At 66.0% G+C, this 25,742-nt stretch carries 28 protein-coding genes; 26 read left to right on the top strand and 2 right to left on the bottom strand.

Translation table 11 applies throughout. From position 1 onward, the window contains the following. The first annotated feature begins 3 nt into the window (after positions 1-3). From fliF to HGK27_RS01985, 14 genes are all read left to right on the top strand, one after another. A complete protein-coding gene (gene fliF / locus HGK27_RS02050; protein ID WP_206238340.1) occupies positions 4-1,815 on the top strand; it encodes a flagellar basal-body MS-ring/collar protein FliF in 1,812 nt (603 codons plus the stop codon). Then, positions 1,815-2,852: a flagellar motor switch protein FliG gene (locus HGK27_RS02045; protein WP_241126782.1), complete on the top strand. Its 1,038-nt coding sequence runs from the start codon at positions 1,815-1,817 to the stop codon at positions 2,850-2,852. The genes fliF and HGK27_RS02045 overlap by 1 nt, the downstream gene beginning before the upstream one ends. Next, positions 2,845-3,660, top strand: coding sequence for a FliH/SctL family protein (locus HGK27_RS02040; RefSeq protein WP_206238338.1), 816 nt, complete (start codon positions 2,845-2,847; stop codon positions 3,658-3,660). Before HGK27_RS02045 ends, HGK27_RS02040 begins: the two co-directional genes overlap by 8 nt. A gap of 77 nt (positions 3,661-3,737) precedes the next feature. Further along, positions 3,738-5,063, top strand: coding sequence for a FliI/YscN family ATPase (locus tag HGK27_RS02035; RefSeq protein ID WP_206238336.1), 1,326 nt, complete (start codon positions 3,738-3,740; stop codon positions 5,061-5,063). Between the two features lie 4 nt (positions 5,064-5,067). Then, complete coding sequence (locus HGK27_RS02030; protein WP_206238334.1) at positions 5,068-5,517, top strand: hypothetical protein; 450 nt, start codon at positions 5,068-5,070, stop codon at positions 5,515-5,517. 34 nt (positions 5,518-5,551) lie between these two features. Beyond that, positions 5,552-7,423, top strand: a complete 1,872-nt coding sequence (locus HGK27_RS02025) for a hypothetical protein (protein WP_206238332.1) — start codon at positions 5,552-5,554, stop codon at positions 7,421-7,423. 62 nt (positions 7,424-7,485) lie between these two features. Continuing rightward, positions 7,486-8,085, top strand: a complete 600-nt coding sequence (locus HGK27_RS02020) for a flagellar basal body-associated FliL family protein (RefSeq protein WP_206238330.1) — start codon at positions 7,486-7,488, stop codon at positions 8,083-8,085. 51 nt (positions 8,086-8,136) lie between these two features. Continuing rightward, positions 8,137-9,069, top strand: coding sequence for a flagellar motor switch protein FliM (locus HGK27_RS02015; RefSeq protein ID WP_206238328.1), 933 nt, complete (start codon positions 8,137-8,139; stop codon positions 9,067-9,069). A gap of 43 nt (positions 9,070-9,112) precedes the next feature. Further along, positions 9,113-9,385, top strand: a complete 273-nt coding sequence (gene fliN / locus HGK27_RS02010; RefSeq protein WP_206238326.1) for a flagellar motor switch protein FliN — start codon at positions 9,113-9,115, stop codon at positions 9,383-9,385. Continuing rightward, on the top strand, positions 9,385-9,759 hold the full coding sequence (locus tag HGK27_RS02005; RefSeq protein WP_206238324.1) for a flagellar biosynthetic protein FliO: 375 nt from the start codon (positions 9,385-9,387) through the stop codon (positions 9,757-9,759). Before fliN ends, HGK27_RS02005 begins: the two co-directional genes overlap by 1 nt. Position 9,760: 1 nt before the next feature. Beyond that, complete coding sequence (gene fliP, locus HGK27_RS02000) at positions 9,761-10,561, top strand: flagellar type III secretion system pore protein FliP (protein WP_407674581.1); 801 nt, start codon at positions 9,761-9,763, stop codon at positions 10,559-10,561. 13 nt (positions 10,562-10,574) lie between these two features. Continuing rightward, positions 10,575-10,865: a flagellar biosynthesis protein FliQ gene (gene fliQ, locus HGK27_RS01995; protein ID WP_206238322.1), complete on the top strand. Its 291-nt coding sequence runs from the start codon at positions 10,575-10,577 to the stop codon at positions 10,863-10,865. 6 nt (positions 10,866-10,871) lie between these two features. Further along, on the top strand, positions 10,872-11,666 hold the full coding sequence (fliR, locus tag HGK27_RS01990) for a flagellar biosynthetic protein FliR (RefSeq protein ID WP_206238320.1): 795 nt from the start codon (positions 10,872-10,874) through the stop codon (positions 11,664-11,666). Position 11,667: 1 nt separating this feature from the next. Then, positions 11,668-12,819, top strand: a complete 1,152-nt coding sequence (locus HGK27_RS01985) for an EscU/YscU/HrcU family type III secretion system export apparatus switch protein (protein ID WP_206238318.1) — start codon at positions 11,668-11,670, stop codon at positions 12,817-12,819. A gap of 161 nt (positions 12,820-12,980) precedes the next feature. Here the strand turns inward: HGK27_RS01985 and HGK27_RS01980 are convergent, their stop codons facing one another. Beyond that, entirely contained in the window at positions 12,981-13,178 is a 198-nt protein-coding gene (locus tag HGK27_RS01980; protein ID WP_206238316.1) for a hypothetical protein, read from the bottom strand. Between HGK27_RS01980 and fliD the strand changes: the two genes are divergently transcribed. The 3 genes from fliD (at position 13,156) to HGK27_RS01965 (ending at position 16,102) form a co-directional block, all read left to right on the top strand. Continuing rightward, a complete protein-coding gene (gene fliD, locus HGK27_RS01975; protein WP_206238314.1) occupies positions 13,156-14,538 on the top strand; it encodes a flagellar filament capping protein FliD in 1,383 nt (460 codons plus the stop codon). The genes HGK27_RS01980 and fliD overlap by 23 nt on opposite strands. 12 nt (positions 14,539-14,550) lie before the next feature. Next, positions 14,551-14,928, top strand: a complete 378-nt coding sequence (locus HGK27_RS01970; protein ID WP_206238312.1) for a flagellar export chaperone FliS — start codon at positions 14,551-14,553, stop codon at positions 14,926-14,928. A 571-nt stretch (positions 14,929-15,499) separates the two neighbouring features. Then, the gene (locus HGK27_RS01965; protein WP_206238310.1) at positions 15,500-16,102 is read left to right on the top strand and encodes a response regulator transcription factor; all 603 of its coding nucleotides are present in this window, start codon (positions 15,500-15,502) and stop codon (positions 16,100-16,102) included. Between the two features lie 729 nt (positions 16,103-16,831). Here the strand turns inward: HGK27_RS01965 and HGK27_RS01960 are convergent. Next, on the bottom strand, positions 16,832-17,869 hold the full coding sequence (locus HGK27_RS01960) for a chemotaxis protein CheB (RefSeq protein WP_206238308.1): 1,038 nt from the start codon (positions 17,867-17,869) through the stop codon (positions 16,832-16,834). A gap of 327 nt (positions 17,870-18,196) precedes the next feature. Between HGK27_RS01960 and HGK27_RS01955 the strand changes: the two genes are divergently transcribed. The 9 genes from HGK27_RS01955 (at position 18,197) to HGK27_RS01915 (ending at position 25,709) form a co-directional block, all read left to right on the top strand. Beyond that, complete coding sequence (locus HGK27_RS01955) at positions 18,197-19,639, top strand: methyl-accepting chemotaxis protein (RefSeq protein ID WP_206238306.1); 1,443 nt, start codon at positions 18,197-18,199, stop codon at positions 19,637-19,639. A gap of 20 nt (positions 19,640-19,659) precedes the next feature. Then, the gene (locus tag HGK27_RS01950; RefSeq protein ID WP_206238304.1) at positions 19,660-19,920 is read left to right on the top strand and encodes an STAS domain-containing protein; all 261 of its coding nucleotides are present in this window, start codon (positions 19,660-19,662) and stop codon (positions 19,918-19,920) included. After that, positions 19,917-22,076 (top strand): chemotaxis protein CheA, encoded by a 2,160-nt coding sequence (locus tag HGK27_RS01945; RefSeq protein WP_206238302.1) that lies wholly within the window; start codon positions 19,917-19,919, stop codon positions 22,074-22,076. Before HGK27_RS01950 ends, HGK27_RS01945 begins: the two co-directional genes overlap by 4 nt. Then, positions 22,073-22,978, top strand: a complete 906-nt coding sequence (locus HGK27_RS01940) for a CheR family methyltransferase (protein ID WP_206238301.1) — start codon at positions 22,073-22,075, stop codon at positions 22,976-22,978. The genes HGK27_RS01945 and HGK27_RS01940 overlap by 4 nt, the downstream gene beginning before the upstream one ends. Continuing rightward, positions 22,975-23,985 (top strand): protein-glutamate methylesterase/protein-glutamine glutaminase, encoded by a 1,011-nt coding sequence (locus HGK27_RS01935; protein ID WP_206238299.1) that lies wholly within the window; start codon positions 22,975-22,977, stop codon positions 23,983-23,985. Before HGK27_RS01940 ends, HGK27_RS01935 begins: the two co-directional genes overlap by 4 nt. 19 nt (positions 23,986-24,004) lie before the next feature. Next, positions 24,005-24,553: a chemotaxis protein CheD gene (locus HGK27_RS01930; protein WP_206238297.1), complete on the top strand. Its 549-nt coding sequence runs from the start codon at positions 24,005-24,007 to the stop codon at positions 24,551-24,553. 16 nt (positions 24,554-24,569) lie between these two features. Continuing rightward, positions 24,570-24,935: a response regulator gene (locus tag HGK27_RS01925; protein ID WP_206238296.1), complete on the top strand. Its 366-nt coding sequence runs from the start codon at positions 24,570-24,572 to the stop codon at positions 24,933-24,935. Between the two features lie 61 nt (positions 24,936-24,996). Continuing rightward, on the top strand, positions 24,997-25,437 hold the full coding sequence (locus HGK27_RS01920; RefSeq protein ID WP_206238294.1) for a chemotaxis protein CheW: 441 nt from the start codon (positions 24,997-24,999) through the stop codon (positions 25,435-25,437). Next, positions 25,434-25,709: a hypothetical protein gene (locus HGK27_RS01915; RefSeq protein WP_206238292.1), complete on the top strand. Its 276-nt coding sequence runs from the start codon at positions 25,434-25,436 to the stop codon at positions 25,707-25,709. The genes HGK27_RS01920 and HGK27_RS01915 overlap by 4 nt, the downstream gene beginning before the upstream one ends. The last annotated feature ends 33 nt before the right edge of the window (positions 25,710-25,742 follow it).

Below are 25,742 nucleotides of genomic sequence, written 5' to 3'. Positions count from 1 at the left end.
ACCATGGCCGAGGCCATTCCTGCCAATCCCGGTATGGCGCTGGTTCCAGCGCAGCCGCAGTCGCTGATCGGCACACTCACCGATCCGGCGGGCGGCACACCGCTGGAACGCGCGCGCGGCTTCCTGTCACAGGGACCGGTGAAAAAGGCTCTGCCCTGGTTCGCCGGCATGGCCGTGCTGGGCGGCGCCGCTGTCGCCTGGACCACGCTGGCCCCCGCGCCTCAGCGCGTGCTCTATGCCCAGCTTGACGATGCCGAGCGCGCCAGCGTGGTCGGCGCGCTGGACAAGGGCAACATCCATTATCGCATCGACAGCAGCACCGGCGCGCTGACGGTGGATGAAGGCGATGTCTATAAGGCCCGCATGCTGGTCGCCCAGAATGGCGCGCTGGCCCTGCCCGACACCGCCAATGACAGCCTCGACAAGCTGCCGATGGGCGCCTCGCGCGCTCTGGAAGGCGAGCGTCTGCGCGCGGCCCGCGAACATGAACTGATGCTCTCGATCAAGGAGATCGATGGGGTTCAGGCGGTGCGCGTCCATCTGGCCGAGGGCGAGAAATCGGTCTTCGTGCGCGATCAGATCGCCCCGTCCGCCAGCGTGATGCTGCGTCTGGCCGATGGCCGCCAGCTGTCGGAAAATCAGGTTTCGGCCATCGTCAATCTGGTCGCCGGTTCGGTGCCGGGCCTGACGCCCGACGCGGTGAAGGTTGTCGATCAGCGTGGCCATCTGCTCTCGCAGAAGGGCAGCGTCGACTCCGACCGCATGGATATGCAGAGCCGCATGGAGGAAAAGCTGCGTGGGCAGGTCGCCACGCTGCTGACCCCGATGCTGGGCGACGGCAATTTCACCAGCGAGATCCAGGTCGATCTCGATATGGATCAGGTCACCTCGGCCCGCGAAAGCTACGACAAGCAGGGCGCGGTCCGCAGCGAGACCAGCCAGCAAAGCCAGCAGCCCGCTTCCGCAGCGGCGATCGGCGTGCCCGGCACGCTGTCGAACACGCCGCCGCCCTCCACCCAGCCGGTGGCAGGGGCCCCCGGCGCGCCGACGCCGCCCGCTCCCGGCACGCCGCCGCCTGCCGCAGGTGCTGCGGGGGCTGCCCCCGGCGCTGCGGGCGCGACGCCTGCCGCCACGCCTTCGCCCACCGCCAGCGAAAGCTCGGCCACCAAGAATTACGAGCTGGGCCGCGAGGTCGCCGTCTCCAACACGGGGCCGGGCAAGATCAAGCGCCTGTCGGTCGCGGTGGCGCTGTCCGCCTCGGCGATGGCCAAGTTCAAGCAGAGCGACATCGACCAGATCAAGCAGCTGGTCTCCGCCGCTGTGGGCGCCGACACCTCGCGCGGCGACCAGATCGCCGTGGTGGCGCGCGCCTTCGATACAACGCCCGTCGCCAAGACGCCTTTCTATGAAACGCCGTGGTTCGCTCAGGCGCTGCATTATGGCGGCGCGCTGATCGGCCTGCTGATGGTGCTGCTGCTGGCGGTCCGCCCGCTGATCAATGCGCTGAAGGGCGGCAAGCCCGCCGGCGGCAAGAAGGGCAAGACCTCGGCGGTCGAGGAAGCGCTCGCCAATGCGCCGATGGCCGCCCTGCCGCTGGCCGCCGGCGCGCCGCCCATCGTCAACATTTCGGGCGCTGCCGCCGCTGCCGCGAATGGCGCGCCTGCCCTGCCCGGCCCCAGCATGGGCAACAACAATGCCGAGGCGCTCAACCGCCATGTCGGTCTGGCGCAACAGATCGTGACCGAAAAGCCTGACAGCGCCGTGATCGCACTGCGCCAGATGCTGCAACCGCCCGCCGAGAAGGAAGACGCCTGATGAGCGCGATCGACGATGAGGCCATGCTGGAGGAAGGGCTCGAAAGCCTCTCCGACGCCGAGGCCGCAGCCATTCTGGTGATGCTGCTGGGTGACGATCAGGCCAGCCGCCTGCTGGGCCAGCTGACCCCCACGGAACTCAAACTGCTCGGCGAAAAGATGATGGCGCTGGGCGATATCGGCCCGCAGGCGATCATGAAAGCGGTCGAGGGCTTTGTCGCCAAGACCGAAAAGCTGGGCATCGACGGCTATGGCCGCCAGAAGCGCGTCCACGACATGATGTCGCGCGCGGTGGGCGGGGTGAAGGCCGACAATCTGATGCAGCGCATCATCCCCGATGCGCCGCCAGCCTCCAGCCTGGAGATCGCGCGCTGGCTCAACCCGCCCGCGATCATTCCGCTGATCAAGGGCGAGATGCCGCAACCCATCGCCGTGCTTCTGGTTCAGCTTGAGCCCGACGTTGCCGCGCAGGTCCTGCATTCGCTGCCGCCTGAGGTGCAGACCCAGGTGGTGCATCGCGTCGCCACCATGGGCCCTGTCGCGCCCGAGGCGATCATCATGCTGGAAGAGCTGCTGACCCGCCGCATCGACGAGCATCATGGTGCCACGGCCCTTACGTTGGGCGGCGCGCGCAATGCTGCCGAAATCATCAACAACTCCGGCAAGGTCGTCGAAAAGAGGATCATGCCCGAGATCACCAAGATGGACAAGAATCTGGCCAAGGCCATCGAAAACGAGATGTTCAAGTTCGAGCATCTCTTCGTGCTGGGCCCCAAGGATATGGGCACGCTGCTGCGCGAGGTGGAGAACGATACGCTGATCAACGCCCTGAAGGGCATTCCGGAAGATCAGCGCGACGTGTTCTTCGCCGCCATGTCCAGCCGCGCCGCCGATGGCGTGAAGGACGAAATCGCCGGTCGCGGCCGCCTGAAGATGGCCGAATGCATCGAGGCGCAGAAGATCATCGTCAATGCCGCGCGCCGTCTGGCCACGGAAGGCACCATCTCCTTCGGCGCGGGTGACGACGAATATGTCTAAGGCTCCGATCGCCAAAGCCGCCGCCAAACCTGCTTCACCCAAGGCTGCCGCTGCCAAACCGGCGGCAGCGAAGAAAGCCGCTGCCGCCGCGCCCGAACCTGCCACGCCCCAGCCAGAGCGCCGTGCCGATCTGGCCAGCCTGTTCGCCCGCCCGGGCGGCGGCTTCTCGCTCGACCAGCGCTATATCGCGAATGCGGTCGAGACGATGGCCCCCACCGGCTCGGGCCTGGCCTATTCCGATCTGCGCCCGACGCGTGTGATCGACCCGGCCCTGCCGACCATGCCGGTGATGCCCGAGGCACCTCTGGTCGATCCGGTGGTTCAGGCCCGCGAGGAAGCCCATGCCCAGGGCTATGCCGAGGGCCATGCCGAGGCCGAACATGATTTCCTGCAGCGCGAGGCCCTGCGCGCCCGCTTCGCCTTCTCCTTCGACCGCATCGACGGGCAATGCGCCGAGCAATTGCGGGGCCGCCTGATGGATACGGTGATGGCGCTGTGCGAGGCCACCCTCGCCCCTCTGGCGCTGGACAAGGAAGCGCTGGCCGCAAGAGTGACGCGCGCGGTGGCAATGTTCTCACGCGCCGATGACGACCGCGTGATCCGCCTCAACGCCGAGGATCTGGAGCTGGTGCGCGATCATCTGCCCGAGGACTGGACCTTCGTGGTCGATCCGACGTTGGAACCGGGAGCGCTGCGTGTGGAAACCAGCAGCCGCGGCATGGAAGGCGGCGGCGTGGAAGACGGCCCCGCCCAGTGGCGCCGCGCCATCGCCGAAGCGCTGGATCTGACGCTGCCCGAGAGTGATTGAAGCATCGCGTGAAAAGCGGAAACCGGTTTTCCGCAAAAGCGATGTGAGAACAGAAATTTAAGTCGAAAGACGCTCTTATGTTGAAACTCTTCGACGGGCTGCTGGCCGATGCCGCAGCCACACCGATCGATCTCACGCCGCGCCGCTATGGCACGGTGTCGAGCTGCGATGGCGGTCTGCTGGAAGTCTCGGGCCTCTCGGTGCCGGTGGGATCGCTGCTGCGCGTCTCGCATGGCAACGGTAAATCCCTGCTGGCCGAGGTGATCGGCTTTCGCAACGGGCGCACTTTGGCCATGCTGCTGGGCGACACGGTGATGCTGCGCCCCGGCGCCCGCGTCCGCCCCGAGGGTCGCCCCGGCATGCTGCCGGTGGGCGAGGCCTTTCTGGGCCGCGCCGTGGATGGCGAAGGCCTGCCCATCGACGGCCTGGGGCCCATCCACGCCCGCCATTTCCATCCCGCTGGCGGCGTGCGCGCCGGTGCGCTCGATCGTTCTCCGGTGCGTGTGCCCTTCGATACCGGCGTGCGGGCGCTCAATGCCATCACCACCTTTGGCGTGGGCCAGCGCATCGGCATCATGGCCGGTTCGGGCGTCGGCAAATCGGTGCTGCTCGATATGATCGCCCATGGCGCGTCTGCCGAGATCATCATCGTCGGCCTGATCGGTGAGCGTGCGCGCGAAGTGTCTGATTTCGTCGAACGCCATATGGTCGGCCCCAAGCGCAGCTGCACCGCCGTGATCGCCGTGCCTGCCGACCACGCGCCCAATCTGCGTCTGCGCGGGGCGATGCTGGCCACCTCCATGGCCGAATATTTCCGCGCCCAGGGCAAGCGCGTGCTGCTGATCATGGATTCGCTCACCCGCGTCGCCCATGCCGGGCGCGAGATCGGGCTGTTGCTGGGCGAGCCCGGCGCGGCGCGCGGCTATCCCCCTTCGGCGCTGGCCACCATCACCAAGCTGGTGGAGCGCGCGGGTAACTCTGCACAAAGTGGTGGGTCGATCACCGGCATCTATACGGTGCTGGCCGATGGCGACAGCCAGGACGATCCGGTGGTGGATACCGCCCGATCCATTCTGGACGGCCATATCGTGCTGAGCCGCGATCTGGCGCAGCGCGGGCAATATCCCGCCATCGACATTGCCGCCTCGCTCTCCCGCGTGATGACCGACATCACCAGCCGCGAGCATGAAACGGCCGCCCGCGCCTTCCGCGCGCTGGTCGCCGCTTACGAGGCCAACCGCGATCTGGTGCTGATGGGCGCCTATCGCGCCGGGGCCGATCCGCAGCTGGATCGCGCCATCGCCATGCATCCGCATCTCGTCGCCTTCCTCACGCAGGAAGGCCGCAATCTGGTGCCGCTGGGCGACAGCATCGCCCAATTGCGGCAATTGATGGGAACGTAAGGCCATGAAAGCCGAACGCGCCAAACTTGCGCGCCTGCAAAGGCTGGAAAAGCTGCGCGCCATCGCCAAGCAGAATGCCGTGACAGAGGCCGCCCGCGCCGAAACCACGCTGTCCCAGCTCACCACGCTGGTTGAGCGCACGCAATCGCTCACGCAGGAATATGCCGCCCGCCGCGATATGGCCGATGGCGCCGATCTGGCAAGGATGGTCCGTTTTGTCATGGGGCTGCAAGGCATTGCCGCCACCACCGATGCCGACCGGCAACGCGCCCATGCGCTGGCCGACCGGCGACAGGCGGAACTGGTCATCGCCGAGCGCCGCCGCGCCGCGGTGGAGGAACGCGCTGCGCAACAGGCCCGTTTTATCGCCGCAAAGCTGAGCAATGCCAGCTTTTCCGGGCAATCTTCGGGGCGTGTCCCATCTGGGGACGATTCTGGCACGGACCATGCATAACTCTTGAGGCAATTGCCGCACGGAGTTTTTGTTCATGTCCGATACCGCTGCCATCTCTTCAGTTCTTGCCGGTTCGGGCCTGACCTCGGGCAATGTTTCTGTGGCCGCCAAGGGCGCTGCCACCACTGCCGCTTCCACCGGCAAGAGCCGCAAAGGCACGGATTTCGGGGCTGTGATGGACAGCCAGAACGCTGACACCAGGCAGAGCGCCGCCAAGGCGACCAAAATCGCCAAGGCTGACAGCAAAACCAGTGACACCACCACCTCCGCCAATCAGAATGACGGGCAGGATGACGACCAGACGGCAACCGGCAAGAGTTTGCCGCTTGCCGGTCTGGCTGCCGCCGCTTTGCCGCTGCCGATTTCGATGGCGGTGAATGCCGTGGCCAATGTCGTGGCCCCCGCCGATCAGGCTGCCAGCAGCGATGCCGATCAGACGGCAACCACCACGGCCACCACCACCGACGCCGCCAATGCGCAGGCCGCTGCTCTGGCCGCCCTGTCGCAGAATGCCGCTCAGCCCACGCCCGCCCTGCCGCAGGTTGCCGCGACCTCGGCCAGCACCCAGCCGGCAGCCACCGTCACGGCTCAGCTCCCCCAGCAGGCTTCTTCGGACAGCGCGCATATGTCGGCCCGACTGGCCGCACGCCTTTCCACTGACACCGCCACAGCACAGGCCGCAAACACCGTGCAGACCGCAAGCACCACACAGGCAATGCCCCTTGCGCAGGGTGCCTCCACCGCCGCGGCTCCAGCCATCACGCTGACCGTCGGCGGGATCAACGCCACCGTCGATGCAGGCAGCCTGCCTGCCGCGGCGACCACCCCGCCCGTCACCACCGACGCGACCGCTGCCGCTCAGGCCGCCGCCAGCGCCAATGTGCCGGCCACGCCCATCCATGCCGTGCTGGCCCTCAACAACACGCCGGTCACGCCCGCGACCACCACCGTGCAGCCCGCCGCCGCTCAGGCCACCACGCCTGCTGCGCCCGTGGGGCAGACGGCCGTGGCTCAGGCCGCTGCGGTTCAGGCCGGTGTCGCTCAGCCCGCGCTGGCACAGGCCGATGCCTCCGCCGATGCCGACACGCAGGATGCTGTCGCCGCCAACCCCAAGCTGGCCGCCCGCACCGTCTCGGCGCAGGGCAAGACCGCCAACACCAACGCTCAAAACACGGCGCCCGCCCGCAGCGACGCCGACAGCAATGACACCACCGGGCAGGACGCCTCGCAAAGTGGCGCTTCGGGCCTGACCACCTCCTCGCATCTGCCGGTGGCCTCATCGGCGGATGGCGTCAGCGTGCCGGACAACGCTCCCAATCATGTCCAGGTGCTGGCGTCGGCGGGAACTGTGGCCGCGACATCCCCTGGAGCGGCAGCCAGTCCCGCCACCCCTTCCGCCGCGCAGGCCCAGCCCGATATGGCCGCTCTGGTCGATCGCCTGGTCGAGGCGCGCGCCGCCGCCCGCTCGGGCCTTGGCACGCAGAGCGTTCAGGCCGCGATCACCCATGCCGATTTCGGCAAGGTCTCGCTCAGCTTCAACCAGAGTGAAGACGGGATGAGCGTCTCCATGGCGAGCAGCGACCCCGCCTTCGCTCCTGCCGCGCGTGCCGCCATGGCGCAGGCCTCCACCGTTTCGGCGGCGGGCAGCAGCGCTCAGGGCAATGCAACAGGTCAGCAGAGCAGCGGCCAGCAGCAGCACAATCAGCAGCAGCAGGCCCAGTCTCACAGCTGGGCTCAGAACAGCAGCCGCAGCGCTGACGCCAACACCGGCTTTAGCGGGCAGCAGGGCCAGAGCGCCCGGCAGGATCAATCCGCCCGCAGCAACCGCCCTGCCACGCAGAGCACCCGTTCTTCCAAGGCCAGCAGCGATACCACCGTGCAGACGCCCGGCGGCATCCTGGCCTGATCGCGCCGATCCGGCACCCTCCCGGGTTTCGCGCCCGCCACCCCTTTTGACAGAGACCGACCATGAGCAAGGCTGAAGCAGCGACCGAAGAAAAACCCGCCAAGAAGGGCAAGAGCATGGTGATGATCATCGCCATCGTGGCCGTTCTGATGCTGGCGGTGGGCGGAGGCGCTGCCTTTGCCATGGTCAAGATGGGCATCATCGGTGGCGGTGGCGCCAAGGCGAAGGAAGATCTGGGCCCCAAGCTGGTCCGCAAGGGCGAGGTTGACCCCTATGCCCCCAAGGCCGAAGGCGGCAAGGAAGGCGATGCCGGCGCCGAAGTGGAAGGCGAAGGCGGCAGCCCCTACAAGACCAGCTATTACAACTTCAGCGAGGATTTCACCTCGAACCTGAAGGGCTCGGCCCAGCTGATCCAGGTCAGCCTCGCCTGCTCCACCCATCGCGATGGCCGCGTCCTTATGTGGCTCAAGAAGCATGAGCTGGCCGTGCGCTCGTCCATGCTCAGCGTGCTGGCCGACACCCCTGCCGATGACATCGAAACCATCGAGGGCAAGGACAAGCTGACCAAGCGCCTGACCGCTGCCATCAACCAGGTTCTGGTGAAGGAAGAAGGCTTCGGCGGTGTCGACGATGTCTACTTCAAGACCTTCCTGGTCCAGTAATTCCCTTCCGCCGCCCTTTCCTCCCCTTCACGATAGCGACGGTCTGACCCGATGAAACCCGAACGCGCCTTTATTGCCGAACGCACCCTGGCCCAACACGCTCCTGAACTGCTGCGTCAGGGCCCCGGCGCCAGCGAACTGCTGCCCCTGCTCAACCGCCTTGGGGACCGTCTGGCCCGCCGCATGGCTGCCGCTCTGGCCCCGCTGCTGGGCGGCGAGGCCCCGCTGGTGAAAGCCACGCAGGCCAAGGAGGGCGACCTCTCGACGCTGCACGGCTCGATCGCCACGCTGGCGGCCAACAGCATCTTTGCGGTGGGCGGCAATGCGCCCCTGTTTGTCTCGGTCGAGGCCGAGCCGGTGCTGCGCATCGTCGACCGTGCCTTCGGCGGCAAGGGTGAGGCCCCGGCCCCCCTGCCCGAAAGCTTCCCCATGGCCGCCGAACTGATGATCGGCCGCATGGAAGTGCTGATCGGCGATCACCTCTCCTCCGCGCTGACCGCCACAGCGGGCCGGGCGGCAGGCATGCCGGTGCCCAGCATCACCCCGCTGCGCCGCGACGGCAATCTGGCGATGCTGGCCCCCTTCCCCGAGGAGCAGACGCTGGCCGTCCTCACGCTGGAAGTGGATGATGGCGGCACGCTGCCCTGGCTGATCACCTACGCCATGCCCATCGGCACGCTGGCCCGCCTCTTCGGTTTCGCCGAGGGTTCGGAAGTGCTGTCGCTTGGCCGCTCGCACCCGCTGGGCAGCCCTTCGGACGCGCCTTTCAGCGATCTGCCGATCGAGGTGCGCGCCATCGTCGTGGATATGCGTATTCCTTTTTCCACCATCGCCAATATGGCGCCGGGGGATGTTTTGCCGGTGTCTGTGGCGCGCGCAGTACCGCTGCGTGTGGGCAACGCCACCTTCGCACAGGGGACAATCGGTGCGGTGGATGAGCGCGTTGCCGTGCAGATCACCAAAGCCTTTGACGACACGATCTGATTTCTGATCTAGACCTTTTTGGATTTTCCGGGAGCAAATGACCATGAACCTCAATCCCCGCGGCTTCGACTTCCTCAAGGATGTGGATGTGCGCCTCTCGGTCGAACTGGGCCGGGCCGATATGAAACTGCGTGATGTGCTGTCGCTGGGCGAAGAGAGCGTGGTGATGCTCGACCGTCTGACCGACGAGCTGTTGGATGTTATGGTTAATGGCAAGGTCATCGCCAAGGGCGAGATCGTGGCCCAGGGCAACCGTTTCGGCCTGCGCATCGTGGAAATGGCCAGCGGTGATGCTGCTCTGGACAGCGCCGCATAATGGTCTGGTACGTCCTCAAGCTGTTGATCCTGCTGCCGATCATCGGCGGCATGGTCTGGGGCAGCCTGAAATTGTCTCAGGTGATGCAGAACCGCATGCAGGGGGGCGATGGGCGCCGCCGTTCGGTGAAAGTGGTCGAGACGCTGATGCTCTCGCCCACGATGAAGCTGGCGGTGCTGGAATTCCACGGGAAGGAGATTCTGGTCTCCACCTCACGCCATGGGCTCACCCGTCTGGCAGAGGCCCCCGCGCGTTCCGCCACGATCATCGACCATGATCCGGATGACGGTTTCGACAGCGATTTTGATGGCGACTTCTCTGGTGACCAGGATGGCCCCAGCTTCGCCCGCACCCTGCGCCGCACGCAAAGGTAAGATGATGCGCAAGTTTTTCGCCCTGCTGACGCTGCTGGCAGGTTCACTCATATCGGGCACCGCCTTTGCCCAGAGCGCAGCGCCCGCCGCTGCGTCCGGTGGCCCTTCCATGCCCAGCGCCATCCCCGGGGCGATGGACCGCGCCTTCCAGTCTATGAACGGCGGGCCGGGCGGAGGTTTAACCCTCTCGCTGCAACTTCTTATCATCATGGGCCTGCTGACGATCCTGCCCAGCCTGATCCTGATGATGACCAGCTTCACCCGCATCCTTGTCGTGCTCTCGATCCTGCGTCAGGCGCTGGGCCTGCAGCAGAGCCCGCCCAATCAGGTGCTGATCGGTCTGGCGCTGTTTCTCTCGCTCTTCGTGATGGCCCCCACGCTGGACAAGCTGAACACGCAGGCCATCGCCCCCTATTCGGCAGGGCAGATCAACGCCCAGCAGGCGATCACCGTGGGCGGCGCGCAGTTCCATGAGTTCATGGTGCGCCAGACCCGCAAGACCGACCTGCAGATGTTTGCCGATATGGCCAAGGCGCCGAAGTTCGCCAATGCGCAGGACATTCCCTTCTCGATCCTGCTGCCCGCCTTCGTCACCAGCGAGTTGAAGACGGCCTTCCAGATCGGTTTCATGCTCTATCTGCCGTTCCTCGTGATCGACCTTGTGGTTTCCTCGGTGCTGATGTCGCTGGGCATGATGATGATGAGCCCGACGATCATCTCTCTGCCCTTCAAGCTGCTGCTCTTCGTGCTGGTCGATGGCTGGGCGCTGTTGATGGGCTCTCTGGCATCGAGCTTCGGCTAAGGGAGCGCGCGACATGGACGACACATCGCTGATGCTCAACCTGGCGGACCGCATGCTCTGGGTGGTGACGCTGTGCGCCGCCCCGGTGCTGCTGGGCTGTCTGGCCGTGGGCCTCATCGTCGGCATCTTTCAGGCCGCCACCTCGATCAACGAGCAGACACTGACCTTTCTGCCCAAGATCGCCATCACCGTGCTGCTGCTGATGCTGCTGGGCGCCAGCATGATGGGGCTGATCGGCGACTTCACCAAAGACATCTTCGCCGCCATCGCCCGCCTCGGCGCGGGCACGGGCAATGTGGGCTAAGAGCGCATGCTGGGTCTCAACTTCGGCTTTGGCGACCTTGAGGTCGAATTCTGGCGCTGGGCCTTCCTGATGACCCGCATCGGCGCAGCTCTGGTGGCTGCCCCCTTCTTCGGCACCGGCAATGTGCCGCCGCAGGTGCGCGTCATCATGGCCGGGGCCATCGCTTTGCTGGTGGCCAACAGCACCAAGGTGGCCGCGCCCGCCGACCTCATGTCGATGTCGGGCTATCTGGCGATCATCGGCGAGGTGGCGATTGGCACCATGCTGGGCTTTGTGCTGCAGCTCAGCTTTGCCACGCCCGCCATTGCCGCCGAACTGATCGGCGGCGGCATGGGTTTGAGCCTTGCCGCCACAGTCGATCCCAACTCCGGCGCGCGTTCGCCGATCCTCGGGCAATATTTTGCCGTGGTGCTGACGCTGATCTTTCTGGGCCTTGGCGCGCATTTGCAATGGCTGGCGCTGGTGGTCAAAAGCTATGAGGCTTTCCCGCCCGGCCATGTGCTGGGTTCGGCGGTGATGTCGGCGCCACGCCTTGGCGTGGTGCTCAGCTTTGCCTCGACGATGTTCGCCACCGCCGTGATGATGGCCCTGCCTGTCACGCTGACCCTGCTGCTGGTGCAAATTCTTGCCGGTCTGCTCAGCCGCTCGGCGCCCTCGCTCAATCTGTTTTCGCTGGGCCTGCCCGCCGGGATCGTTGCCGGGCTGGCCGCGCTGCTGGCCACCGCGCCGATGATCAGCGACCGCATGACCGACCTCTCCGCTGCGGCGATCGAACAGGTCACACAGGCGATGGGAGGCTAGGATGGCCGAGACCGCCGGTGAGAAAACCCAGGAACCAACCGACAAGCGCTTAAAGGACTCCGCCGAGGGTGGTGACGTCCTGCGCTCACGCGAGTTGGCCGTGGCCGCCACCGCGCTGGTCGCCGCCGCCTTTATGAAGGCCTTCGGGCCCTGGCTGCTGTCGGGCATGACCAATGCCATGCGGATGGGGCTGGTGTGGAACCGCGCCGATCTGGAGGATTTCCGCCCCGGCCTGCTGATCCTGAAGCTGGGCGCCGCAGTGGTTGTCCCGGTGATCGTGCTGGCGGTGATGGTGATCGCCGCCACGCTCTTCGTGCAATTGGGCATGGCCGGGAAATATGGCCGCTTTGTCGCCAGCAATCTGATGCCCAAGGGGTCGCGGCTCGATCCGATCAAGGGGATGAGCAAGGTCTTCGGGCCGCAGGGCTGGATCGAGGTGGGCAAGGGCCTGCTGAAACTGGCGCTGCTGGGCACCATCGCCTGGTTCTGGGGCAAATCGCGGATCGAGGGCCTGCAGGAGCTGGCCGATGTGGGGCTGGCCGGGCAGCTGAATTTCGCCTGGGAGGCAATCACCTCGCTGATGCTGCAGCTTTCGGTGGGCTTCGTGATCATCGCCATGTTCGACTGGCCGGTGCAATGGCTGCGCCGCCGCAACCGCCTGCGCATGAGCCTGCAGGAGGTGAAGGACGAACATAAGGAACAGGAAGGCAGCCCCGAAGCGCGCGCTCACCGTCGCCGCCGCCAGCGCCAGATCGCCATGGGCGCGATCGGCGCGGCCATGCGCAAGGCGGAGTTCGTGGTGACCAACCCGACGCATTTCTCGGTGGCGCTGGTCTATGATCCGGAGATCGCCCCCGCCCCGGTGGTGGTGGTGAAAGGCAAGGGCGAAAAGGCGCTGGCGATCCGTGAACTGGCCGCCGAACGCGCCATTCCCTGTCTGGAATTCCCCGGTCTGGCCCGCGCGCTCTACTACACCACGCGCGACAATCAGATGATCCGCGAGGAACTCTATGTGGCGGTGGCAGGCGTGCTGGGCTTCGTCATGTCGCTGAAACGCGGCGAGCAGCGCGATGCCCCCATCGTGGATGTCCCCGTGGAGCTGCGCTTCGACACCGATGGCCGCCCGCAGCCCGACGAACCGGAGGAGGAGTAAGCCGATGGAGCGCATCGGACACCACTGCGGTCGCGCCGGAAGTCGCCATGGAAGCGCGCAGACCCGGAGCATGTCTCCTCAGGCATGCGATCGACTCGAAACTCCCCCCTCGCGCCTCTCTTCTCCCTTCCTCTCCGCCAAAAGTTAATCGTCTTTCATCCTTAAGCCCCAGCGACAGGAGCCGTTCTTACCGTCATGACCACGACATCATCCACGAGCTCCTCGACATCGTCTACGGCCTCGACCGCGACGACGTCGACGACGAGCACTTCGGCGAGCAAGGCAACGATCGGGTCCCAGATCCTGTCTTCGCTCGGTGTCAACACTGGGGCCAACTTGACGTCGCTGGCGTCAAGCATCGCGGCGGCGCAATATGCCAGCCAGAACGATGCCTTGAACACGCAGCTTTCCACCGTCCAGTTGCAGATCACCGAGGCCGGCCAGCTGAAAAGCGACCTGCTCTCCTTCCAGAGCGCGCTGTCCACCCTGATCGACGGCGGCAACCTGCTGCCCTCGCCCACCGTGGCCAACAGTTCGGTGGCCACCGCCACGCTGCCGGTCGGCAGCGCGGGCGCGTCGAGCAGCTACTCGCTGGAAGTCACCCAGCTTGCCAAGCCCCAGACCATGGCCGCCACCAGCCTGGCCAGCGGCGCGACCGTCCAGGGCGGCACGCTGACCTTCAACTTCGGCACGGTATCGGGCAGCACCTTCTCGGCTGATTCCACCCATGCTTCGGCCACGATCACCATTGCCGACGGTTCCTCGCTGTCCTCCGTGGCCAGCTCGATCAACGGCGCCGCGATCGGCGTCACCGCTTACGTCACCACCAACACCGACGGCACGCAGCAGCTGGTGATGAAGGGAACCGAAGGCGCCGCCAACGGCTTCACGATCAGCGCCAGCGGCACCGGCACGACCGGCACCACCAGCCTGTCGAACTTCGCCTATGATCCCACCTCCACCACCAGCAACTACACGGTGACGACGCCGGCGACCAATGCCGCCTACACGCTGGACGGCGTGGCGCGCACCAGCACCAGCAACACCATCGCCAATGCCGCCCCGGGCCTGTCGCTCAAGCTGACGGGCACCAACACCGGCAATCCCACCACGGTGAGCTTCGGCGATCCCTCCTCGGGCATCACCACGGCGATGCAGAACATCACCTCGGCGCTCAACAGCATCCTTGGCGATATGAACACCGATACGGCTGCCGGCGCGGGCCTGGCCAATGACACCGGCGCCAAGGCGATGGCACGCCAGTTCGCCAATCTGGCCGGCACGATCATCATGCCCAACGCCGCCTCCGGCGCGCCGCAGACCCTGGCCGATCTGGGGCTGAGCGTGCAGAAGGACGGCACCTATACGCTGGACACCACCAAGCTGGCCACCGCGCTGCAGAACAGCCCCAGCGGTGTCGCCGCCATGTTCACCAAGGGCGTCAACGGCGTCTATGCCACCGTCAACAAGATGGTCAGCGCGCTGACCACCACCACCGATCCGGGATCGCTGGCGGGTTCGGTGAGCCGCTACACCACGCTGCAGAGCTCGATCACCAATCAGCAGAGCAGTCTGGCCACCTTGCAGAGCCAGCTGCAGACGCGTCTGACCACGCAATATGCGGCCACGGACGCCACGGTGGCGACCTACAACTCCACGCTGTCGTATCTCAAGCAGCAGATCGCTGCCTGGAACAACACCAACAGCAGCAGCAGCTGAGGGCGATGAGTGATGCTCGCCCTGCGTGATCCTGCTCAGGCCTACCGCCGCGTCGATTTCGAGGCGCGCGTGTCTGGTGCCGACCAGCGAGAGCTGGTGCGGATGTGCTATGAGCGGGTGATCTCATCGCTGGGCAGCGCCATTCACGCGCATGGCAAGGGCGACAATGCGGTCAAGAGCAAGGCTCTGACTCAGGCGCTCTCCGCCCTGACCGCCTTGCAGGTGGGCGTGAGCGGCGACGATACGATGGCGGGCGCTCTGGCGCATTTCTACACCGCCGCGCGCCACGCTGTGCTGGACAGCGTGCTGGAGTTCGACGGCCGCACACTGCGCAATGTGCGCCAGGACGTCATCGACATTGCCGCCCATCTGATGGGCGGGGATCACTGAGAGATCAGGTCGGGCCGGGGCAGCATGCTCCGGCCCGCTTGCCATGGCCGTGATGCCCGGCTTCTCCCGGCACCCTGTCCCGACGGAGGTCCAAAAGCACGCGGCGGCATCTCCAGATTGGTTGTATCCGCAAGCCCTCTTCTGACCGCCCGGATTGACAGCAACCCTTCTGCGGCGCAGCATTCCGGCATTCCCCGGGCCGTCAAGCACCATCTTCCGGATATTCCACAGGATTGCCCGCGAGTGAGTCGCGGCGGGTGCGAATTTTACATGCTGCGCCTGCAAAAATTCAGGGTTTGTTCATGGCTGATGCTGTCTAAGGCCCTCCTCCAGACCGCAGCCCCTTCCCCGGGCCGCAGAAAAAACGCCCCATTATGGTAGGAATACCTCGGTGATATTACTCAGATTCGGATCAAAACGATCCGAAAACGGGCCATTCTGGGCATTTTCCCTTAGCAACCCCTCAACCCTTCAGTTTCGGACCTAAATGTATTCCGAAATGGAGGAGTTTACCGTCCAAAACCTAAGCGGAAATTGCTAGGCGTTAACCATGAACTCAGGGGGAGCCATCATGACCAACGGGACCAGTCTGTTTCTTGTTGATGGGGATGTCCGGCGGCGCGCTGCGATCTCGCACCTGCTTGCCGGGGGCGACATCCATGTTGAACCGTTTGAAGACGCTTCGGAATTGATCGCACGCTGGCCCAAGAACGGCCTGCTGCTGGTGCATGACGATGGCCGCTCCATCGCGGCTCTGCTGGCCCAGATGGGCCGCTCCGGCCAGTGGCTGCCGGTGATCGGCTTCGCCCAGGCACCCGAGACCCGTATGGTGGTCCGCGCGGTGCTGGATGGCGCGATCGACTATATCGCCTGGCCTTTCACGCGTGAAGAAATCGGCCATGTCGTGTCCGAGGCGGAGGCCAAGGCCGAAACCTTCGGCAGCGCCAAGCTGCGCGAGGCGCTGGCCCGCAGCCGCGTCGACCGCCTGACCAAGCGTGAGCGCGAAGTGCTGGCCGGCGTGGCCGGTGGCCTCTCCAACCGCATGATCGGTGAGAAGCTGTCGATTTCGCCGCGCACGGTGGAAATTCACCGCGCCAACATGCTCACCAAGATGGGCGCCAACCACACTTCGGAAGCGATCCGCATCGCCATCGAGGCAGCCCTGGTCGACTGAGCCTGTCCGATCGACAGCGATCGGACAGAACATCTTTTCCATCAAAGCCGGGCGCCCTCCCCCTGAGGCGCCTGCAACTCACAATCGCCAAAGCGGAGCGTGAGGATCGGCTCGACGCCACCCTGTTGAACCGATCCACCAAAGCCGCCCCTCCCGTTTGCGACACGGGACGGGCCAGAGAACGGCACAGGTCTCCGCATGGAGGCTCCGCATGGGACAGGGGAAACCCTGAGCCCTTTCGCCCTTCCGGCAGCAATCCGCTCCGGGAGGGCGTTTCGTGTTCAGCGCTGATGATGGGCGCGATCTGCGTGAGAGTCTGCGTGGGCGCCGGGCTTCCGGCACAGTCTTTGGCGAACCATGGCCGGGTTCAGGTCCCCATGCCGGAGACGCTCTAAAGCGATCGGCGGAGCAAGCTACGCCCAAAACAAACACCAAAACGGATCTGATCAGGCAGCGGGCTCGCCCACAATCAACAATGGAGCCCGGCACCAGCTTCGGCAACGATGCATCAAAGCAATGCCTCGACGGCCTCCACCGTGAGGCTTGGATGGGCAGCAGGATTGTCGGGATAACATCACAGGCACGTCGGCCATAGATGCCAACAGATCCCATGCCTGATCTCACAGCGAGAACCGTTCGGTATTGAAGTCAGCGCGATCCTCTAAACGAAATCAGCGCGTTCAGAACACCCCTCATCGCCCGCCCACAAAGTGCAGCAAGCAGCCCCCGTTACCGCTGATGGCACACCGCGATCATCGCATCACCCAAAGCATCGAGCGGCAGCACCGTCTCCACCGCTTCTGCCGCAATGGCTGCTCGGGGCGCCTCGCCGACGGTGGCGCTGGCCGGGTCCTCGGCAAAGGTGTGGCATCCGGCATCGCGCATCAGCTTCAGCCCACGCGCGCCATCGCTGCCCATGCCCGTCAGCACCGCGCCCACCGCAGGCACGCCCGCCCGGGCGATCGTGCCGAACAGCAGCGTGGCCGAAGGCCGCGCGCCATCCAGCGGATCGCGCAGCACCATGCGCAGATGCGGGAAAGGCGCCAGCTCGAACACCGCATGCTGCTCCGGATCGGAGACGATATGGATCGTGCCCGGCTCCAGCCGCGCGCCATCCACGGCCAGCATCACCCGGCCGGGCATGACCTCTTCCAGACTGTCGAGAAAGGCCTGGATCAGCCCCGCCTCGCCCGGCAGCACGATCACCGTGGGCGGGCCGTCTTCCGGAAAACTCTCCAGCAGGTGAGGCAACGCATCCATCCCGCCCATCGAGGCCCCCAGCGCAATGATCTGGCTATGCCAAACCGAGGTTTCCACACGCGGCGTGGGCGCGGCCCGCGGGGTCGTGCGGCGGCGGCGGTTCACATTGGAATTGGCCGCCGTCAGCACCACCTTGCCCAGATGGCTGATGGTTTCGGCAAATTGCTCCAGCGTCGTCTTGAGCGGCTTGGGAAAACACTCCACCGCGCCCAGCTCCAGCGCCCGCAGCGCGATCTGCGATCCCTCCTGCGTGCGCGAGGACAGCATCACCACCGGCAGCGGATTGGTCGCCATGATCTCGGCCAGGAAAGCGATGCCGCTCATCCCCGGCATCACCACGTCCAGAGTCACCACATTGGGCTGCAGCAGGGCGATCTGCTCACGGGCTTCATCGGCATTGGCCGCCGTGCCCACCACCGTCACCTGCGGCGCACGCTCCAGCACATCGCAGAACAGCGCCCGCATCGCGGGGGAATCGTCAACCACCAGAACCCTGGCTTCCTTCATGGACGCCTATCCTCCAGTCTGCTTCCGCCTTATGGCGCCGAAATGGCTACAACAAGGCGCCTGAACCTCTCCTAAACCGCAAGATCACAGTAAATAGCTCTGGGCGATTACGGAGTTAAGCGTAGGGCGCTCCCAAGCAAAAACAAGCCGTCGCATGGTTGACGCAGGATGACTGAAAGCATCCCAATGGCCCTCACCTCGTTCCGCAAACCTACGGATGTGCCCACAAACAGGACGTTGCGGCTCAGGCCTTAGGATTAACCACGAGTCATGGGCGGGATTCCGTCATGAACGCCCTGTGGCCCGGGTTTGACGGCGGAGTTTTCGATGTTCGACCGTTTCGAGAAAGACACCTCCATCCCCGCCAAGCTGCACAGCCTGGCCTGGGCGGTGGCGGCATGCGCGGCGCTCAGCCTGGCAGGCGTGATCGCGGCATGGCAGGAGCTGGTGCCGATGATCGCGGCGGTGGCGGTGTCCGGCGCGGCGCTGCTGGCCACCGGGCTGATCATGGGGCTGGGCGTGCGGATGATCGCAGCCCCCTTCCCGGAGATGATCGAGCGTTTCGAACTGCTGGCCCAGGGCGATCACGCCGCTCTGGTCGAACACACCGAGCGGGAGGATTGCATCGGCCGCCTCGCCCGCGCCTGCGACATCCTGCGCGGCCATGCCCAGCAGGCCGAAGCGCGTATCGCTCAGGAAGAGCAGGTCGCCAGCGCCCTGCGCGACAGCCTGACGCAACTGGCCGACAACCGCCTCGATTGCCAGATCACCCGCGACCTGCCGCCCCGCTATGAGGAGCTGCGCCGGGATTTCAACGCCGCGATCGATGCGCTGGCCCAGCTGGTGCTGGCGGTCCGCGCCAGCGCCCATTCGGTGCTGAACGGAGCGGCAGAAATCCGCTCCGTCACGGATGATTTCGCGCATCGCAACGAACGTCAGGCCAACACGCTGGCCGAAACCGCCACGGCGATGAACCAGACCACCAAGGGCGTGCAGCAATCCGCGCAATCCATCCACGAAACCAAGGAAGCCATGGCCGAGGCCCGCGCCCGATCCGGCGATGTCGGCGTGCTGATCACCGAGGCGATCGTGGCGATGGACCAGATCGAGGACTCGACGCGCGAGATCAATCACATCATCGCCACGATCGACAGCATCGCCTTCCAGACCAATCTGCTGGCGCTCAACGCCGGGGTGGAGGCCGCGCGCGCAGGGGATGCCGGGCGCGGTTTCGCGGTGGTGGCCACCGAGGTGCGCGCGCTGGCCCAGCGCAGCGCCGAGGCGGCCAAGGACATCAAGGCGCTGATCACCGCCTCCACCCAGCAGGTCGCGACCGGCGTGGGGCTGGTGCGGCAGACCAGCGGCATGCTCGAAGGGCTGCGCACGCGCGGCCACAATGCCTATGATCTGATGGCCGCACTTTCTGCCGCGGTCGAGGTTCAGGCCAGCAATCTGCATCAGGTCAACACCGCCGTGGCCGATATGGACCGCGCCACCCAGCAGAATGCCGCCATGGTCGAGCAATCCACCGCCGCCGCCCGCAGTCTGGCCGATGAGGCGCAGGAGCTGGCCGGAATCGTCGCACGCTTCCACACCGCCCATGGCGCGCCGGAGCCGGTGCGCGCCACGCTCCGGCAGGCGCCTCCCGCACCCCGGCGCAGCCGCGCCATCCCGCTGGTGCGCGGCAATCTGGCGCTCAAACCCACGTCGCCCCTGCCCGAACTCCGTGCAGAACCCGCCGCCAGCCCTGACGACTGGTCGGAATTCTGACTCGATAGGACGCGAGAGCCATGCGCATCATCCATCTCCCCGCCCGCTGCGACAGGGCCGCCGCTCAGGCGCTTTTGCCGGAACTTCAGGCAGAGCTGGGCTCCGGCCCCCTGCAGATCGACGCCAGCGCCACCGAGCAGGTGGGGCAGGCCATGCTGCAGGTGCTGCTCAGCGCGCGGCGCACCGGTGAGGGCGCGCAGATCACCCCCTCGCCCGCGCTGCTGCACACCGCGCAACTCGCCGGGCTGGATGTCGCCCTTTTCGACCGGAGCGAGGCATGACCCCGGAGGACATTCAGGCCATCTTCTTCGTCGAATGCGAGGAAGCCCAGGGCGCCGCCGAAGCAGGTCTGGCCGCCTGCCGCGCCGGCACGCAGGACGCTGACACCGTCAATGCCGTGTTCCGCGCGATCCATTCGATCAAGGGCGGCGCAGGCGCTTTCGGCTTTACCGCGCTGCAAGCCTTCGCCCATGGCTTCGAAACGCTGCTCTCCGAAGTGCGCGAGGGCAATGCGCCGCTCAACCCGCCGCTGGTGGATCTGCTGCTGCGCGCGCTCGACAAGCTGGCCGACCATGTGACGGCGGCGCGCGAGGGGGCGGCCTCGCCTCAGGATTCGGCGCTGCTGATGGAGCTGGAGGCCGCCGCACGCTATGATGCGGCGGGGCGTTTCGATGCGCCTGCGGGCAAGTCCAGAGCGAAGAAGGCCAGCTCGAAGGCCACCGCGCCCTCCCCGGCTGACAGCGCGCGGGATGACAGCGCGCTCGATGCGCTGCTGGCCGAGCTTTCCGCGCCTGCGCCAGCCCAGCCTGCGGCGGGCGATCAACCGCGCGAGCAGGGCTGGCAGATCTGGCTGCGTCCGCTGGCCGGGGCGATGCGCAATGGCGGCGAGCCCTTGCTGCTGCTGCGCGAGCTGAGCGAATTGGGCGCCGTCTGCCTGCAATGCGACACCAGCGCCGTGCCCGGCCTCGACAATCTCGACCCCGATCAGGCCTATCTGGGCTGGACCTTTGTGGTCCCCAAATCGGTGTCCGAAGCCACGGTGCGCGAGATCTTCGATTTCGCGGGCGACGATTGCCCCATCACCATCGGCGAGGGCGAAAGCAAATGGGCCGATATGCCCCATCGCCCCGCAGCGCTGACGCCGCCCCCGCCGCCGCCCGCCGCCGAGGCCCCGGCAGAGGCTGCGAAACCCGAAACCACCCCTGCCAAAAACCCCGCGCCACCGCCGGTCGGCCAGTCGATCCGCATCGATCTGCTCAAGCTGGACAAGCTGATCGACACGGTGGGCGAGCTGGTGATCGCTCAGGCCATGCTGGCCCAGCGCCTGCACAATGACGGCGTGGCCGCCAATGAAGAGCTGAACATGCTCGAAGGGCTGACGCGCGACATTCAGGACAGCGCCATGTCGATCCGCGCCCAGCCGATCGGCAGCGTGTTCAGCCGCGTGCCGCGCATTTTGCGCGAGCTGGCGGCCAGCACCGGCAAGCATGTCACGCTGCAAACCTCTGGCGAGGCGACCGAACTCGACAAGACCGTGATCGAGCGCCTTGGTGAACCGCTGACCCATCTGATCCGCAATGCCGTCGATCATGGCATCGAAAAGCCCGATGAGCGCCTCGCCAAGGGCAAGAGCGCCGATGGCACGCTGACGCTTTCCGCCGAACATCGCTCGGGCCATATATTGATCCGCATCGCTGACGATGGCGCGGGGATCGATCATGTCCGCGTGCTGGCCAAGGCGGTGGAAAAGGGCATTGTCGCGCCCGATGCTGTGCTCTCCAAGGAAGAGATCGAAAGCCTGATCTTCGCGCCCGGTTTCTCCACGGCGGCCAGCATCACCAATGTCTCGGGCCGGGGCGTGGGGATGGATGTGGTCCGCCAGAATGTGAAGGAGCTGGGCGGGCGCATCACCATCGATTCCACGCCCGGCAAGGGCACCACCTTCACCCTGACCCTGCCGCTCACCCTCGCCATTTCCGACGGCATGATCGTCAAGGTCGGCGACCAGACGCTGGTGGTGCCGCTGGCCCATGTGGTGGAAAGCCTGCGCCCCGCCCCCGCCGATGTGCAGGGCATGGGGGTGGAAAGCATGATGCTCAATGTGCGCGGGCGCTTTATCCCGGTGATCTCGGTGGCCCATGCCGTGGGCGCCTTCGATGCCGTGGAGCGACCCGAGCAGGGCGTGCTGATCGTGGTGGAGACCGAAAGCGCCGGGCAAGCCGCGCTGCTGGTCGACAACATCTGGGATCAGCGGCAATTCGTGATCAAGAGCCTCGACACGCATTACCGCAGTGTGGAAGGCGTGGCAGGCGCCACCATTCTGGGCGATGGGCGCGTGGCGCTGATCCTCAATGTCGATACGCTGGTGGCGCGCGCCGCAGGGCCCAAAGGCCTTAACCCCCTCAACCTTGAACCGATCGGTCTGGAGGCGGCATGACGGGCGAAACCGCCCCTTCTGCCTCCAAGGCCGCGCCGCCGCCTGCGCCCCTGTTCGAGGCGCTGCCCGGCGTGAGCCCGAATGTCTATGGCGAGAAGGACTTCCTCGCCATGGCGCAGATGATGCGCGCCGAAGCCGGGATCATGCTGCCGCCGGGCAAGGCCATTCTGGTCTATTCGCGGCTCGCGCCTCTGGTGCGGGCCAGCAATCTGGGCACCTTTGCCGCCTATATCGTGATGATCCGCAAGAATGCCGAGGAGCGCCGCAAGGCGGTCTGCGCGCTCACCACCAACCACACCTTCTTCTACCGCGAGGCCCATCACTTCGAGCATTTCACGCAAGCCGTGCGCCCGCAGCTGGTCGAGATGCTCGATGCCGGGGAAGCGGTGCGCCTGTGGTCGGCGGGCTGTTCGAGCGGTGAGGAGGTCTTTTCCCTCGCCATGGCCATGCTGGGCCCGGACCGTTCCGAAGGGCGCCGTCTGGCCAAGCTCGATCTGCGCATTCTGGGCAGCGATATCGCCGATCCGCCGCTGATCAAGGCGCGGCAGGGGCGGTATGATCTGCGCGATGTCACCCATCTGCCTTTGCCTCTGCGTGCGGCATGGGCCAGCGCGGACGCCACCCATCTGGAGATCGGCCCCGAACTGCGCGAGGTGGTTCAGTTCAAGCGGCTCAATTTGCATGAGGACTGGCCGATGCGCCGCAGCTTCCAGCTGATCCTTTGCCGTAATGTGATGATCTATTTCGACCAGCCCACCAAGCAGAAACTGGTCACGCGCCTTGCCGAGCAGCTGGTGCCCGGCGGCTTCCTCTACATCGGCCACAGCGAGCGGGTCAGCGGCCCGGGCGAGGCGCTGCTGGAGCATGTCGGCCCCACGATCTATCGCAGGAGGGAGCCGTGACCATCCGCGTGCTGATCATCGATGATTCGCCCACCATGCGCGCCGTGCTGGGCGCGCGCCTGTCAGGCCTGCGCGATATCCATGTGGTGGGCGTGGCCTGCAACGCCACGGAAGGCCGCGCCGCGATCAAGGAGCTGGAGCCCGATGTCGTGACGCTCGACATCGAGATGCCCGGCATGAACGGCCTCGATTTCCTCGACAAGATCATGACGCTTCGCCCCATGCCGGTGATCATCGTCTCGGGCCTGACGCGGGAGGGATCGGATGCCACGGCGCGCGCCCTGGCGCTGGGCGCGGTGGATTGCTACTGCAAGAGCGACCATGCCGGCTCCGCGCTGGAAGACGGCGGCAGGCTGGCCGATATGGTGCGCAATGCCGCCAAGGTGCGGGTGCGGCGCCATGACACGCCGGTCATCTCCCAGCCGGTGCGCCACGCGGCGCATGCGGCGGAAACCGATCTGATCGCCATCGGCTCCTCCACCGGCGGGGTCGAGGCGCTTCAGGTGCTGCTGCGCGGCTTCCCCGAGGATTGCCCGCCCACCATGATCGTGCAGCATGTCGACAGCCGCTTTGCCGCCGCCATCGCCCGCACGCTGGATGCCGCCTGCCCTGCCGCAGTGCTGCTGGCCGAACCCGACATGCCGCTGCGGCGCGGCCACGTCTATCTGGCCCCGGGCAATGACCGCCATATGATGATGGCGGGCAAGGCTTCCATGTATGTGAAGATGCGGCCCGGCGATCCGGTCTCCGGCCATCGCCCCTCGGTCGATGCGCTGTTCCATGCGGTGGCGCAGCATGTGGGCTCCCGCGCTGTGGGCATTCTGCTGACGGGCATGGGGGCCGATGGCGCCAAGGGCCTGCTGGCCATGGCCCGCGCGGGCGCGCTCACCATCGCTCAGGATGAGGCCACCTCCACCGTCTTCGGCATGCCGCGCGCGGCCATCGCGCTGGGTGCGGCCCAGGTGGTGGCGCCGCTGGCGCGCATCGCCCAGCATGCGCTGACGTGAGGGGGAAGCAGCGATGTCGATGCATTTCATCCCTCCGATCTCCTCCATCACGCGGACCAGCATTCTGCAGGGGCAGTCGCAGGTTTCGGACCAGCCGCTGGCGGAGTTCTCCACCCTGCTGGGCAGCTGCGTGGCGACCTGCCTCTTCGATCCGGTGGCGCAGGTGGGCGGCATGAACCATTTCCTGCTGGCCGAGCCGCCCGCCGCCGCCTGCCGCGCCGATTTCGACGAGCATTACGGCGTCTACCTGATGGAAGTGCTGATCAACGACATGCTGGCCCATGGTGCGGCCAAGGCACGGCTGCGCGCGCATCTCTATGGCGGCGCCAATCTCAACGCCGGGCTGGAGCGCATCGGGCTGCGCAATGGCGAATTCGCCCGGCAGTTCCTCAACCACGAAGGCATCACCATCGCGCGCGAGGATCTGGGCGGCATTCACGCCCGCCGCGTCGATTTCCGCCCGGCGCGCGGCCAGGTGCGCTGCCGCATCGTTGAAAACACGCTGGTTTCTCCCACCACTCCAACTCCGCGTCCGCTGCGTGCGGATGGCAATGTCGAACTGTTTTAAGGAAAGCGAGCAATCCATGACCACCCGAATTCTGACCGTTGATGACAGCGCCAGCATGCGCGCCCTGCTGAACCATGCCCTGACCGGGCAGGGTTTCGACGTGGCGCAGGCCGAGGATGGCGAAGTCGCCCTCGAATGGCTGGCGATGAATGAGGTCGATGTCGTCATCACCGATATCAACATGCCCCGCCTCGACGGCTTCGGCCTGATCGAGCGCCTGCGCCAGGGCAGCCGCCACCGCGACCGGCCCATTCTGGTGCTGACCACCGAAAGCAGCGAGGAAAAGAAGGCCCGCGCCCGTCAGGCCGGGGCCACCGGCTGGATCATCAAGCCTTTCGATCCGGAAAAGCTGGTCGCCGCAGTTCGTCGCGTCGCTCACTGATCGGGGCGTTCGTCGCCTCGCTCACCGAATCGCAAACTTTTGCAGGGCAGGATATCACCCCATGCAGCGCGAACTCATCACCTTCGAAGTGGCCGGGCAGGTCTTCGGCCTCGACATCATGGCGATCCGCGAGATCCGCGCATGGACCCCGACCACCCGCCTGCCCCATGTGCCGACCTATGTGGCCGGCGTGGTCAATCTGCGCGGCACGGTGCTGCCGGTGGTCGATCTGGCCGCAAGGCTGGGCTGGGAACCCACCGTGCCCACCCCGCGCCATGCCATCATCGTCACCCAGCTGGGCGGGAAATCCTGCGGGCTGATCGTCGATGCCGTCAGCGACATCGTCACCATCGATGGCGAGACCTTGCAGCAGCCGCCCACCACCAGCAGCGATCCCATCGTCAGCTTTCTGGAAGGGCTGGCCGCGATCGATGAGCGGATGGTGATGGTGCTCAATCTGGCCGCGCTGGCCGAAGACCATCAGGCAGGTGAAGCGGCATGACCGATGAACGCCATATAGCGGCGCATCTCACCACCGTGGCCGATGTGCTGCATGAGCTGGCCGCCGAGATCGAGGATCTGGGCACGGTGCTGTGCATCGATCCCGCCGTGATGACCAGCCATCTGCGCACGCTGCAATCGATCGATCTGATTGCTCAGAAGCAGCGCTGGCTGGCCACGCTGCTGCAGGCCGATTGCCCTTTGTCAGCCGTCAACACCATCGGGGTGGAGGCGCTGAAGGCGCGCTTTTCGCCGCCCAGCGGGCCGAACTGAAGCATCGCGCGAAACGGTGGGAGCGGCTTTTCG

This window comes from Novosphingobium terrae, from assembly GCF_017163935.1.
In the GTDB taxonomy this organism is placed as follows: Bacteria; Pseudomonadota; Alphaproteobacteria; order Sphingomonadales; family Sphingomonadaceae; genus Novosphingobium; species Novosphingobium terrae.
The sequence above is the reverse complement of the archived record's forward strand: the minus strand, read 5'-3'. Positions and strand labels throughout refer to the sequence as shown.